Source organism: Pedobacter terrae (assembly GCF_036946585.1).
GTDB lineage: Bacteria > Bacteroidota > Bacteroidia > Sphingobacteriales > Sphingobacteriaceae > Pedobacter > Pedobacter terrae_C.
Map to the genome: position 1 here is coordinate 1 of NZ_JAQIIV010000025.1, position 13623 is coordinate 13623.

The 13623-nt window shown below is 37.7% G+C and carries 12 protein-coding genes and 1 riboswitch; of the genes, 10 read left to right on the forward strand and 2 right to left on the reverse strand.

Annotated features, from left to right (window positions below):
• The first annotated feature begins 2 nt into the window (after nt 1-2).
• The 5 genes from PGN18_RS21025 (at nt 3) to PGN18_RS21045 (ending at nt 4976) form a co-directional block, all read left to right on the forward strand.
• Nucleotides 3-173, forward strand: a complete 171-nt coding sequence (locus PGN18_RS21025) for a hypothetical protein (RefSeq protein WP_335321609.1) — start codon at nt 3-5, stop codon at nt 171-173.
• A gap of 133 nt (nt 174-306) precedes the next feature.
• Nucleotides 307-1287: a peroxiredoxin family protein gene (locus PGN18_RS21030; RefSeq protein ID WP_335321545.1), complete on the forward strand. Its 981-nt coding sequence runs from the start codon at nt 307-309 to the stop codon at nt 1285-1287.
• A gap of 103 nt (nt 1288-1390) precedes the next feature.
• On the forward strand, nt 1391-2080 hold the full coding sequence (locus PGN18_RS21035) for a response regulator transcription factor (RefSeq protein ID WP_335321546.1): 690 nt from the start codon (nt 1391-1393) through the stop codon (nt 2078-2080).
• A 306-nt stretch (nt 2081-2386) separates the two neighbouring features.
• A complete protein-coding gene (locus tag PGN18_RS21040) occupies nt 2387-3109 on the forward strand; it encodes an RluA family pseudouridine synthase (RefSeq protein WP_335321547.1) in 723 nt (240 codons plus the stop codon).
• A gap of 76 nt (nt 3110-3185) precedes the next feature.
• Nucleotides 3186-4976, forward strand: coding sequence for a chloride channel protein (locus tag PGN18_RS21045; RefSeq protein WP_335321548.1), 1791 nt, complete (start codon nt 3186-3188; stop codon nt 4974-4976).
• Between the two features lie 227 nt (nt 4977-5203).
• Here PGN18_RS21045 and PGN18_RS21050 read toward each other — a convergent pair whose 3' ends face one another.
• Nucleotides 5204-6607 carry a sigma-54-dependent transcriptional regulator gene (locus PGN18_RS21050; RefSeq protein ID WP_335321549.1) on the reverse strand — a complete coding sequence of 468 codons (1404 nt, stop codon included), beginning with the start codon at nt 6605-6607 and terminating at the stop codon, nt 5204-5206.
• Between the two features lie 106 nt (nt 6608-6713).
• Complete coding sequence (locus PGN18_RS21055; RefSeq protein WP_335321550.1) at nt 6714-7961, reverse strand: serine hydrolase; 1248 nt, start codon at nt 7959-7961, stop codon at nt 6714-6716.
• Between the two features lie 84 nt (nt 7962-8045).
• Nucleotides 8046-8240: riboswitch (cobalamin riboswitch) on the forward strand.
• Nucleotides 8241-8338: 98 nt separating this feature from the next.
• On the opposite strand from PGN18_RS21055, the gene PGN18_RS21060 reads away from it, so the two are divergent.
• The 5 genes from PGN18_RS21060 to PGN18_RS21080 all read left to right on the forward strand — a co-directional run bounded on the left by PGN18_RS21060 (nt 8339) and on the right by PGN18_RS21080 (nt 13542).
• Complete coding sequence (locus PGN18_RS21060) at nt 8339-10207, forward strand: TonB-dependent receptor plug domain-containing protein (protein WP_335321551.1); 1869 nt, start codon at nt 8339-8341, stop codon at nt 10205-10207.
• A 39-nt stretch (nt 10208-10246) separates the two neighbouring features.
• Nucleotides 10247-10840, forward strand: a complete 594-nt coding sequence (locus PGN18_RS21065) for a DUF6580 family putative transport protein (RefSeq protein ID WP_335321552.1) — start codon at nt 10247-10249, stop codon at nt 10838-10840.
• Between the two features lie 356 nt (nt 10841-11196).
• Nucleotides 11197-12138: an ABC transporter substrate-binding protein gene (locus tag PGN18_RS21070; protein WP_335321553.1), complete on the forward strand. Its 942-nt coding sequence runs from the start codon at nt 11197-11199 to the stop codon at nt 12136-12138.
• Between the two features lie 5 nt (nt 12139-12143).
• The gene (locus PGN18_RS21075) at nt 12144-12827 is read left to right on the forward strand and encodes an SIR2 family NAD-dependent protein deacylase (protein ID WP_335321554.1); all 684 of its coding nucleotides are present in this window, start codon (nt 12144-12146) and stop codon (nt 12825-12827) included.
• Nucleotides 12820-13542 carry a diphthine--ammonia ligase gene (locus PGN18_RS21080; RefSeq protein ID WP_335321555.1) on the forward strand — a complete coding sequence of 241 codons (723 nt, stop codon included), beginning with the start codon at nt 12820-12822 and terminating at the stop codon, nt 13540-13542. Before PGN18_RS21075 ends, PGN18_RS21080 begins: the two co-directional genes overlap by 8 nt.
• The last annotated feature ends 81 nt before the right edge of the window (nt 13543-13623 follow it).

Here is a 13623-nt window from a genome sequence, read left to right on the forward strand (position 1 = left end):
AATTGGATGCATTTATCGAAGAAGTGTTAAATAAATACCCGCAACAGGTTGAAGCGTATAAAAAAGGGAAAAAGGGCGTTTTAGGTTTATTCGTGGGCGATGTAATGAAACTTGCAAAGGGAAGGGCCGATGCAAAAAAATTAAATGAGTTAATACTTGAAAAACTGAAATAAATGAGAATAAAACAATTGAGCCTGATCATGCTGATCGCGATTGCTTTCATGGCATGCAAATCTAAAGATAGTTTTTACAATTGACGGAAAGTTTCAAAATCCAGGTGCGCAAAAGAAAGTGTTTTTGTACGGCATGCAAAATAGCAATATGGTTGCAATCGATTCAACCAATTTATCAGAAAAAGGTGAATTTAAATTCATTCGCAAAACACCATCTGTTGATTTCTTCAGGGTATCAGTAGGTAACCATGAGTTCATGTTAATTGCAAAAAATGGCGATGAAATTAAATTGGAAGCTGATTTGGCCGATAAAAATATGGCTTATAAAATCTCAGGTGCAAATGAAGTAGAAAAATTATCAGAACTAAATGCTATTAGAAACAATTTCGCCAAACAGGTTGAAAAATTACAAGCAGATTTTGAAGCAAAAGTCGCAACACAACCTCAAAATAGGGCGGCCGTACTGGAATCAATGAAACCTCAGTATGAATCTTACATTAATCAATTGAACACACAGATCATAAAATTTGCGAAAGACAATAAAGGCACGCTAGCCAGTTTCTATGCCATGAATACCTTAAGTCCGCAGGAATTTGAAGCTGAACTGGTAAAATTTGCCGAGGAGGTTAAAGACGAGATTAAAGGTAATGCTACGGTAGATGCCTTTGTGAAACAGATGGCGCTTTTAAAAGCGGTTCAGGTTGGGCAGGTTGCTCCGTCATTTACCATTAATACGGCAGATAACAAGGCCGTAAGTTTATCAGATTATAAAGGTAAATATGTATTGATCGACTTTTGGGCATCATGGTGCCAGCCTTGCCGTCAGGAGAATCCAAATGTGGTGAAGGTTTACAATAAATATAAAAGTAAGAACTTTGATATTATTGGCATTTCACTGGATACGGATAAAGCAGCATGGTTGGGTGCAGTGAAAGCAGACGGCTTAACATGGACGCATGTTTCAGAACTGAAAGATTTTAATGGCGAAACCGTAAAAAAATACCAGGTTCAAGCGATACCAACATCTTATCTGGTTGATCCTGCAGGAAAAATAGTGGCTAAAAACCTGCGTGGTGAGGAACTAGATGCGTTCTTAGCCAAAACGTTACGTTAAAACTAATTCCATGTTAAACTAATTTAAGTAATTAACAATTTCTTAACTTAGGCTTAACTAAATATTGCATCATAGACACTACTTTCGTAACAAATATTTAACTATGAACAACGCAGGTCAGAAAATATTAATTGTTGATGATGAACCAGATATTCTGGAGCTTATTGAGTATAATCTTAAAAAAGAGGGTTATCAGGTTTTTACAGCTACCAATGGCCAGGAAGGAATTACTGTTGCGAAAAAGGTACATCCGGATTTGATTATTCTGGATATAATGATGCCTAAAATGGATGGTATTGAGGCTTGCCGTTTAATGCGTGCAATACCCGAATTTAAAAATACATTTATGGTGTTCTTAACTGCTAGAAGTGAGGAGTATTCAGAAATAGCGGGTTTCAATGTGGGTGCTGATGATTATATTGCAAAACCTATTAAATCACGTGCTTTGGTTAGCCGGATTAACGCAATTTTGAGACGGAATGCAGGTACGGAAGAAGTGTCTGAAAACAAATTAGAGATTGGCGATCTAGTCATCGACCGTGAAGCTTATTTGGTTTTTCAAGGTGGTAGTAAAGTGGTATTGGCCAAAAAAGAATTTGAACTTTTATACTTATTGGCATCAAAACCCGGTAAAGTATATACCCGTGAGTCGATCCTTAAAAATATCTGGGAAGATTCAGTCGTGGTAACCAACAGGACAATAGATGTGCATATCCGCAAATTAAGGGAAAAGTTAGGTGAAACATATGTTTCAACCGTAAAAGGAGTGGGTTATAAGTTCGAGTTAGCGTAAATGTATCAACGTTAAAAAAATACGCCGTCCAGATCTAGCATCTGGACGGCTTTTTTATATAATTAAAGCTTCAATTGTATCCTGAAACACCCGTCCGCCCGGCCGGGCGGAAGTTCAGAATGAGAATGCCAGTAAAGCATTCTTCATGCTAAATTTATTTTACAAGCAAGGAATAGTGTTTCAATGGACTTGTAGCTACTGCGTGGTCAGCACCTTTGTTAGTGGAGACCCTTGAAATAAATTCAGGGTGACGAAAACCTTAAAAAATAAAATCGTATTTTTGCGCCTCATTAATTACTGCACGATTTGAAGTTTCCAAATTTTAAAGACTTAATTCTTTTCGAAGACAATGATTTTATTGTAATCAATAAACCTCCTTTTTTAGCCTCACTTGATGAGCGCGGTGGATCAGGAGAGACCAATGTGTTACGTTTAGCCAAACAATATAGCGATGACGCACAGGTTTGTCACCGTTTGGATAAAGAAACTTCTGGCGCTTTGATTATTGCCAAAAATCCGGAAGGTTATCGCCATGCTTCTATGCAATTTGAAAGAAGAAAGGTGAATAAAACCTATCATGCGGTGGTAGATGGACATGTTATTTTCGATCAGTTAATGGTTGATCTCCCAATCCTGAACGACGGTAATAAAAATGTAACTATTGATAGGGCAGAGGGTAAAAGAGCGGAAACCATTTTCGACTCGTTAAAATACTACAAACATTATACTTTAGTGGAATGCAAACCCATTACAGGGCGTATGCATCAAATTCGTATTCACCTGGCCACCCAAAGAGCGGCCATTGTAGGTGATGAAATGTATAAAGGCAAACCTGTTTTTCTTTCTTCTATTAAGAGAGGTTATAAATTAACCAAAGGCGAAGAGGAGCAACCGATTATGAAACGTTTTGCATTACATGCCAGACATTTGGTTTTTAAAGGATTAGATGATCAGGATATCGTGATCGACGCCCCTTACCCAAAAGATTTTGCCACCTTAATTAAATTATTGGATAAATTTGATGCGTAAAGGAGGTCTTTAAATTGGCTTCTGTTTTTGTTTTTCTTACTTTTGGGCATCCTCCCTCTATTTAAAGAACAATAGAATGTACATTAGATTTGTAAATTACCTTGATAAGATTAATCAATACCGGAAATCTAAAATATCAAACCGTAATTTCTTAGTTATCCTCGCGGTAATTGTTGGGATTTTAGCCGGATTGGCTGCCGCTGTTCTAAAAAGTTTAACCCACCATATCGAAGAATTTCTTCAATCAGACTGGCACTGGAAATACAAATACTACCTGTACTTTATATTTCCGATGATCGGTATTTTGTTAACGGTTTTGTACATCAAATACTTTATCCGTAAAACAAAATTCGAAACGGGTTTAACCCCTTTGCTTTATGCCATTTCGAAAAAATCAAGTAAAGTAGAAGCACATAATATTTATTCGCAGATTATTACTGCGGCAGTAACGGTTGGTTTTGGCGGTTCAACAGGTTTGGAGGCGCCCATTGTAACCAGTGGATCGGCAATAGGCTCTAATCTTGGTCGCATACTAGGCTTATCTTATCGCGAAATTACTATGCTTGTGGCCTGTGGTGCGGCAGCAGGAATTGCAGGTGCTTTTAACAGTCCTGTAGCAGGTATTGTTTTTGCGATCGAAATTTTATTGCCAGAGTTTACTATTCCTGCATTTATCCCATTGTTGTTGTCAGCTGCAACTGCTGCCGTAGTAGCCAGGTTATTTTACACTCAACAACTTTTCTTTTTGGTTACTGAAGGCTGGAAAGTTGATGCTTTATTTTACTATGTAATATTAGCTTGCTTTATCGGTTTGTTCTCGATTTATTTTACCAAAGCAAACTATGCTGTAAAGGGATTATTCTATAAAATAAAACATCCTTATACGAAAGTAATTGTAGGTGGTTTAATGTTGGGCGCTTTGGTATTTCTATTTCCAACGTTATATGGTGAGGGATATATTACCATTAAAGGATTATTGAAAGGTGACTATCAGACTGTTATCAATAATAGTGTTTTTGCTGACTACAGTTCAATTTCGGCTGTAGTAGTATTGTTTACTATTGTAACCATTTTCATGAAATCAATCGCTACGCTGGTTACCTTAGGTGCTGGCGGTAACGGCGGTACGTTTGCACCCAGCTTAATTATGGGTGGTTTAATTGGGTTTATATTTGCTTATGTGGTTAATCTTTCAGGTATAGCACAACTAAATGTATCTAATTTTATTGTCGCTGGTATGGCTGCCGCTTTGGGTTCTATTATGCATGCCCCTTTAACCGGTATTTTTCTGATTGCAGAAATTACGGGAGGATATATCTTGATGGTGCCATTGATGATTACCACTGCCATTTCTTACGCGATAAACCGCAGCTCGCAAAAACATTCAATTTATACTAAGGCGCTTGCCGATAAGGGAGAGTTATTGTCGCATGAAGATAAGGATACCACGGTTCTAAACCAGATGAAGCTAAAATACCTGATCGAAAAAACCTATCCTCAGTTGCAGATAAATGATTTAATTGCTTTAAAAATGAATGAGATTATGCAATCGCACAAAAATGTGATCGCTGTTACGGATGAAGTGGGAGATTTTAAAGGTATAATTTATATTGAGGAGCTATTTAATGAAATGGTTAATCACCCTGATAAGGAACATCTGCAGGCTTCTCATTTGGTACAAACTGCACCAAATGTTATTATTGAAAATGACGATCTGAAAATGGTTTTAGAAAAAATGGAACAGGATAATGTATGGATTTTGCCTGTATTAACTGTGCACAACCAGTATTTAGGGTTTGTTTCTAAAACGGCAATTTTTAACAAATACAGGGCTTTACTGATGAGGCAGAATGATTATATGGGCTAGACGTTCATCCCTGCGAGATCGTCATTTCGACCGTAGTGCCCGCCTGTGCGGACAGGCCTGCCCGTACAGGCGTGGAGAAATCTTTTAGTGAATATCAGTCTTAATAGATCTCTCCATTCGTTGCACTTCAGTCGAGATGACGATTGGTTTATGGAGCAAAAAAAATGGAATGCTGTCCGGATAACCTTCAAACATTCCAACTTTAAAACTTTTCAATCTAATTAGTACTACTCAGCTCTTTTTAAGCCAAATTTCTCAATTTTACTATATAAGTGACTTCTTTGGATATCAATTTCATCAGCTGTTTTTGATACATTCCAATTGTTTTTTTCCAGCTTGAACTTGATGAATTCGCGTTCTGCATAATCTTTGTAATCCTGAAAATTATTGAACGAATCAAAGGAAGAAGCCATGCTAGCGCTACCAATACCAGCAATCTGTGTACTGGTAGCGGCACCAATATTTGTACCACCTCCTGGATTGGCAAATGCACGTACGTCATTTTCTGTAATTACTTTGTCGCTTAAAATAATCAGGCGTTCAATCATGTTATGCAGCTCGCGTACGTTACCCGTCCATGGTAAAGCTTGCAAAGCCAACATACCGCCCTCGTTTATTTTTTTAACAGGCATCCCGTAATCGCTGCAGATGCTTTCCAAAAAGCTTTGGGCAATAACAGGGATATCATCGGTACGTTCAGTTAAATGTGGAACATGGATATTGATTACATTTAGCCGGTGATACAAGTCCATACGGAAGTTACCATCTTCAATTTCTTTCAATAAATCTTTATTGGTTGCAGCTAAAACGCGAACGTTTACATCAATTTCTTTTTCGCCACCCACACGCGTAATCTTATGCTCTTGTAAAGCGCGTAAAACTTTTGCCTGGGCAGAGAGGCTCATATCCCCAATCTCATCCAAAAATAAGGTTCCCCCATTGGCAAGTTCAAATTTTCCGATACGTTGCTTAACCGCTGATGTAAAAGAGCCTTTTTCATGCCCAAATAATTCACTTTCAATGAGTTCTGATGGGATAGCGGCACAGTTTACTTCAATTAAAGGACTATCGGCACGGTTTGATTTTTCGTGTAACCATCTGGCTACCAGCTCTTTGCCGCTGCCATTTGCACCAGTAATCAATACGCGGGCCTCGGTAGGTGCAACACGTTCAATGGTCTCCTTAATTTTGGAAATGCTTTCTGACTCTCCTAGAATTTCGCGGGTTTTGCTGGCTTTGCGTTTTAAAACCTTGGTTTCGGTAACTAAATTTCCCCGGTCTAAACCGTTACGTACCGTAATTAGTAAGCGATTTAAATCAGGCGGTTTCGAAATGAAATCGAATGCGCCTTTTTTGCTGGCTTCAATGGCAGTTTCAACTGTGCCGTGACCGGATATCATAATGAACGGTAAATCGGGTTTAATGATCTGTGCTTGTTCCAGCACCTCCATACCATCCATCTTATTCATCTTGATATCGCAAAGAACCAAATCGAAATTTCCTTTTTTGATCATTTCGAGACCGTCGATACCATTATCTATATCTTCAACATCGTAATTTTCATACTCTAGAATTTCGCGTAAGGTACTCCTTATCGCGCGCTCGTCGTCAATTATTAATAATTTAGCCATTAGAGATTTATTCTTTAATTTTTGAAATGCGAATATATTATTTTTTAATTAATGTATAGTTTTTTATACAATAATAGGCTATAAACCCAAAATGACGCTAAAGGTTTTAATTAGTATACACTAATTTAAATTTACTTAAATCTGGCTTATACTTTTTAGTCCTGCTCATCTCAAACTCGTAAATTGCACGACCTAAATTTTTCATAAATGGAAAACAAACGGTTTCGTATTCGTACTTATTATCGTTAAATATGCCATCTTCATTGCTTTGTACTACAGCGGTTAAGAAATACTCAATTCCATTCTTGAAATCAACGAAATAAGAATTATCAATGATGTAGCCATAGCTATCACCGTATTTATTAAAGATTCTGATATGGGGTTCAGGTGTTACCTTTTCTCTTCCATAATACAACATTTTCGCATAAGTTGCCCAAAATTCTTTGGGATCGTATTTCGGGAAATCACTTTCGGTAGGATATTTACTCATATAAGTGTAAATTAGCTTGTAATCTTCATTAGTAAGTTTAAACCGCTCTTTAGCAGAAAAAGCTTCCGGAAAAATCAACTTCTGCATCAGCTTTTGTTGGTCTGCGATGGCGAAAGCATTTTTGCCGGCCAGATTAAAAGGTTTATTTACTAATTTATCTGTACTATCCATATACCCTATACCCATTACCACATGCTTTAAGTTCAATTCATATTCTTTTGGATCATACTGAGCGACCTGATCGTAAACCAATCGATCTCCATTATAAAATTTAATAGGATTGGTATGTTTGGCAGATTCACCGGCATCACCAATGGCAAGGCGATTTAAAATGCGGCTATGATTGAGTCCGTTTGCTTTCAGTTTTTTATTAATTTCTGCCCGCCCAATAAATTCAAATAGTCGATTGAAGGCATCATTATCACTGGTGAGCAAAATCTTTTTAACGTAGTGTTCTATCGATGGAAGTCTGTTTTTTGCGCTTGTATCTGTCAAAACTTTAGTTTGTCCTTTATAGGCACTATCAGTAATCATGATGCTTTTGGCTGTTAAACCAGTATTTTTCAAACGGTTTACCTTTTCCAGCGCAAAAATGACGGCTGCAAGTTTAACCGTACTTGCAGGATAAAAATAATGATTGGGATCTAAATTATAACTAAAAGTTTTAAAAGTAGGCCTATTTGTAACATCGCGGTTAACCTGGGTATAAAGAACCTGCACCTGGTTTTTATCAGGATGATTGAGCACTGAAGAAAAGAGTTCAGCCTTACTTTCCATCAGCTTTCTTATAAAAATGGTATCGGTTTTTTGTGCCATGGCGGATATGCTGATTGATATAAATGCTGTAATTAACATCCTTTTCATGAGTAAAATTTTAATTTCTAATTTAGCTTTTTCTATAAAAATCACCATTTTCCATCATCCATTTTACATATTCTTTAATTTTATTACTTTTGCGGCGCTTTTGGTTTCCGGTTTTACACCCGGAATTAAAAGGGAATACAGTGTAAATCTGTAACTGTCCCGCAGCTGTAAGCTCCTAAACGGATTTCCAATCCATTTGCCACTGTCCTGATAAGTAGGGATGGGAAGGCCGGAAAACCGGGAGTAAGTCAGAAGACCTGCCTTTAGCGTTTAATTTCATAGCTTTCGGGGATTGAAGCTAGGATTGAGATATTAACGTTGTTCGTATTTTCATTTCCTTTTCTGATCTGTTGGCTGTGGGCAAAACTCACAATCAAATGAACAAAAAATGTATGCTGACTGTAGCAGGGCTGGGGCTCTCACAGTTAATGATCGGCCAGGTGGCCAGTGCGCAAATTCAAGACAGTTTGCAGCTCAAAGATGTTGTAATTTCTGCAACTAAAAACGACCAGAAACAATCACAAACCGGAAAAGTGGTTACTATTATCGGTCGCGAAGTATTGGAGCGCAGTAACGGTAAGTCATTGCCAGAACTCATTAGTGAGCAGGCCGGAATTATTGTGGCAGGTGCAAGCAGTAATCCCGGATTAAACAAATCGGTGTTCTTTAGAGGTGCCGGAAGTGCTTATTCAATAGTTTTAATTGATGGTATTGTGCAGAATGATCCGTCAGGTAACGGAGGTGCGTTTGATTTAAGGTTGATTTCTATTGATCAAATCGATCACATTGAAATTTTAAGAGGCGGACAGTCTACCATTTATGGCTCTGACGCTGTTGCAGGGGTGATCAATATCATCACTAAAAAAGGTGGTCCGAAAGGAAATACCATTTATGGTGTGGCCAGCGCAGGAAGTTACGAAACATATAAAGGAACCATCGGTTTAAACGGTGGCGTGGAAGGTTTTTCCTATAATATTAATTATACCCATCATAAAACCGATGGAATATCTGAGGCTGCTAATCCAATAGGAAATACATCCGTATTTGATAACGATGGCTTCAAAACCGATGCTTTGAATGCAAACTTCGGAATCAAATTAGATAATCATTTTTCGGTAAATCCATTTGTTCGTTACTATTATGGCAATTATCAATTTGATGGCGGTGCTTTTACTGATGCCAATAATTATTCTATTCTGAAAAACTTTGCTACAGGTACAAATGCCAGATATGAGTTTGCTACCGGAAAAGTAACGTTAAACTATAGCTTCGAAAGTACCCGGAATGATGCACACAGTCAGTATCCTAGTGTTAACGAAGGCAGGGTATCGGTATTGGATTTGTTTTATAATCAGAAATTAGGTAATAAGCTGGATTTATTAGTGGGTATCGATAACCGTGTGATGAAATTATCATCAGCTACCAGTAAACCCGAAACCAATATTTTTGCTGCTTATAGTTCACTATTCTTACACGACTTAAGCATATTTAACCTGGAAGTTGGCGGACGTTATAACAAACACGAACAATATGGTGAAAACTATACCTATTCAATTACTCCAAGTATTAACATTATTAAAGAAATAAAACTGTTCGGAACGGTTTCAACAGCATTTAAAGTGCCCACCTTAAATATGCTTTTTGGTCAATTTGGTGCTAATCTTGCGTTAAAACCTGAAAAATCACAGAATTATGAGGCTGGAGTTAATTTCAGCTTCGCAAATGATCAATTCAGCCTGCGTTTAGCAGGTTACAAACGCGATTTAACCGACGCCATTATTTATGCTTACCCTAATGGATATGTAAACCAGCTAAGTCAGAAAACCAAGGGTTTCGAAATTGAGCCAGCCGCAAAATTTAGCGTGTTCAACATCAACGGCTATTATGCTTATGTGGAAGGTAATGAATTCAACTTTGTTGATAATGCCGTTGCCGATTATCTTTTTCGCAGACCGAAACATACATTCGGAATTACCGCAGGTGCACAGGCAACCCGCAATTTATATGTAAGTGCAAACTATCGTTATTTCGGCAAACGCAATGATGGCAATTTCACGACATATACAGTAGAAAATTTACCTTCTTATCAGTTGCTAAATGCTTATGCTGAATATGCTCTTGCTAAAAAACAAGTAAAACTGTTCTTTGATGCAAAAAATATACTGAATAAAAAATACAATGAGATTATTGGTTACAATAGTTTAGGTTTCAACTTTAATACAGGTGTAATTTTTAATATACACTAATTAAATTTAACTTTGTACCTTAATATTAACCGAAGTAAAATGTCTCATTTAAAATTTAATCCACGCACTTTAATTTTGTTGTTGATGATTCTGGCTTTAACGGCTTTCCGCTTGCTGGTAACTTTCAACGCTGATGAATTGCAGTTCGCCAATTTTTCCTCTATAGGGGCAGTAGCTTTATTTGGCGGTGCTTATTTTAAAGGTCACCTTAAAGCTTTTGCTTTTCCCTTGCTAAGTTTATTTTTAAGCGATTTTGTTTTAGCTTCAACCATTTTCAGTAAATATAGTGGTAGTTCGTTTTTATATGAGGGCTGGTATTGGACCTATATCGCTTTTGCTTTAATGGTTTTGGTAGGCAGAATACTACTTAAGAACGTTAACGTAGTAAATTTACTGGCTTCAACATTAAGCATTGTGCTGATTCACTGGTTGGTTACCGACTTAGGCGTTTGGATTAACAATCCGGCATATACGCAGGATTTAGCTGGTTACTGGAACTGCCTGGTGAAAGCCATTCCGTTCGAAATTAGATTTTTGGAAGGAACGGTTATTTATGGCGCACTGCTTTTTGGTGCTTTCGAAATTTTAAAAGCAAAATATCCGGTATTAAAACTGCAAATGCAAAAGTTGTAGTTGTTGAGTTGGTGGTTTAGCAACCAGTCGAAAAATAAGCAGAAATCCTCTTTTGATTAATTCAAAAGGGGATTTCTGCTTAAAATTGTTCGTTACAATTTATTTCATTAAAGTTATTGAATTTAGAAATCTATGCTGATCATAAGTAAGTAGTTTACATAAAGATGTGCAAGCTATTGACATTTCATAATATTTAAGAAATATAAGACCATAATAGCTTGGATGTTCTTAAATGGTCAAAAGTAATATGGATATCTGATGCTGAAATTCGCTACTATAAAATAAATATAAACGAGAGAGGGATTTTTTCTAACTTAGAACGTCAATCACATTTTACCTTTTACATTTTCCATTAAATGAAAGTTGTTTCCTTTTTACCCGCTGCCACCAAAATGATTTATGATATGGGCCTTCAGGATTACCTTTATGGGGTAACCTTTGAATGTCCGAAAGAGGCGGCCGATCAACCGAAAATCGTGCGGTGTATTTTGGAAGGTAAAAACTATTCCAGTATAGAAATTGACCGGATTTTTTCGGCATCCAAAGCACAGGGCAAAAGCCTGTATTGGGTAGACGATGCGCTTTTAGAAAGCATCGCACCCGATGTGGTTTTTACACAGGATATATGCGAGGTTTGCAATATTGATACAGTTTGTACCGAAACGGCAGTAATGAAGCTGAGTAAGCGGCCAACTTTGGTTCCGCTTTCTCCCAATAATCTGCAGGATGTTTTTGAATGTGCCATTACCATTGCCAGCGCTTTGGGAAAGGAAGAAGTAGCTTTTAGTTACTTAGCAGGTTTACAGCAGAAAACCGATCAGATTTTGGATAAACTACGCGAAAATAAGTCACCATTAAGACGGGTGATGCTGATGGAATGGATTGAACCGGTTTACAATTGTGGACATTGGATTCCATTTCAAATTGCGGCTGCCGGTGGCGTGGATATGCTTTCGAACCCTGCGGGCGATTCGATCGTTACGCCATGGGAGAAGATATTAAAATATAATCCAGAGGTTTTGGTGATTGCGCCATGTGGTTTCGACCAAAAAAGAAGCCTGGAAGAAATGAAACTCCTCACATCAAAACCAGGTTGGAATAATCTGGAGGCGGTAAAAAACAACCAGGTTTACATTGCCGATTTTGACATGTTCACACAACCAAGTATTGGCACTTTGGTAGAAGGTATTGAGGCCTTAGCATGCATGTTTCATCCCGATATTTTTAAAGCTGATAACTATATAGCAAGTAAATTTATCAATCATGATCAGTTCATTCGATCATTCCAATCGGTGTAATATTTATGAAGTTAGTCGTATTAACAGGAGCAGGGATCAGTGCCGAAAGTGGGTTAAAAACATTTAGGGATTCGGACGGTTTGTGGGAAGGTTACAATGTATATGATGTAGCTACGCCCGAAGCCTGGGAAAGAAATCCGGAATTGGTACAAGGGTTTTATAATGAAAGAAGAAGGCAGGTTTTAGCTGCAAAACCTAACCGGGCACATCAGTTGCTGGCCCAGTTAGAAAGCAATTTTGATGTTGAAATCATCACCCAGAATATCGATGATCTGCACGAAAGAGCAGGTTCTACCAAAGTTACACACCTACACGGCATAATTACCCGGTCGCAATCCGATATTAGGCCTCATTTAACTTATCCCATTATAGGTTCAGAAATAAAAATGGGTGAATTGTGCGAATTGGGGTCACAACTGCGGCCCCATGTAGTGTGGTTTGGTGAAGCCGTGCCAATGATTGAAGTTGCAGCCAAAATTTGTAAGGAAGCTGATTTGTTCGTGCTGATCGGCACTTCATTGGCGGTTTATCCGGCAGCAGGACTTATTGATTTCGTGCCGCGTGAGGTTAATAAATATATCATCGATCCAAAAACTCCGGATGTTAAGCGCTACAAAAATGTAGTTACTATTGAACAAAATGCTGTGAATGGCATGGAGCAATTGAAAAGTGTCTTAATGGATGGGTAAAAAAGTCTGTATTTTTAACTGGAGTGGCGGCAAAGATAGTACGCTCGCACTACATTATGCTCTTCAGGATCCAATGCTCGAAATCCGTTATCTGGTTACTACAGTAACCGAACAGTATAATCGTATTTCGATGCACGGTGTAAGGGAAGCTTTGCTGATTAAACAGGCCGAAAGTATTGGTATCCCTTTGTATCAAATCCGATTGGGCGAAATGCCCGATATGGAAACATACGACAATACGATGCATACGCATCTTAATAAATTTAAAGCAGAAGGAATTACACATTCCATTTTTGGTGATATTTTTCTGGAAGACCTGCGTAAGTATCGCGAAAGTAATCTAGCTGAAATCGGTTTGGAAGCCATATTTCCGTTATGGCATAAAGACACCAGAAACTTAATCCGCGAGTTTATTAATCTGAACTACAAAACCATCGTTGTATGTACACAGGATAATCTGAAAGACATTTGTGGAAAAATAATCAGCGAAGACTTGATTGATCAGCTTCCGCCAGAAATTGATCCCTGTGGTGAAAACGGCGAATTTCATACTTTTGCCTTTGAAGGGCCAATTTTTAAAGCAAAAATTGATTTTTCTGTTGGTGAGCAGGTATTCAGAACATACAGATCGCCAGCAAAAAATACGTCACAACATGATGATCCTTGTGCCAAACCTGGGCTTTCAGGTTTTTGGTACACCGATTTGGTGGAATAATTTTTTGATTTTCAAAACATTTTGGCATCATTTTTTCTTTAGTAGTGATAATTAACTAAATCATATATCACAAATGAAACT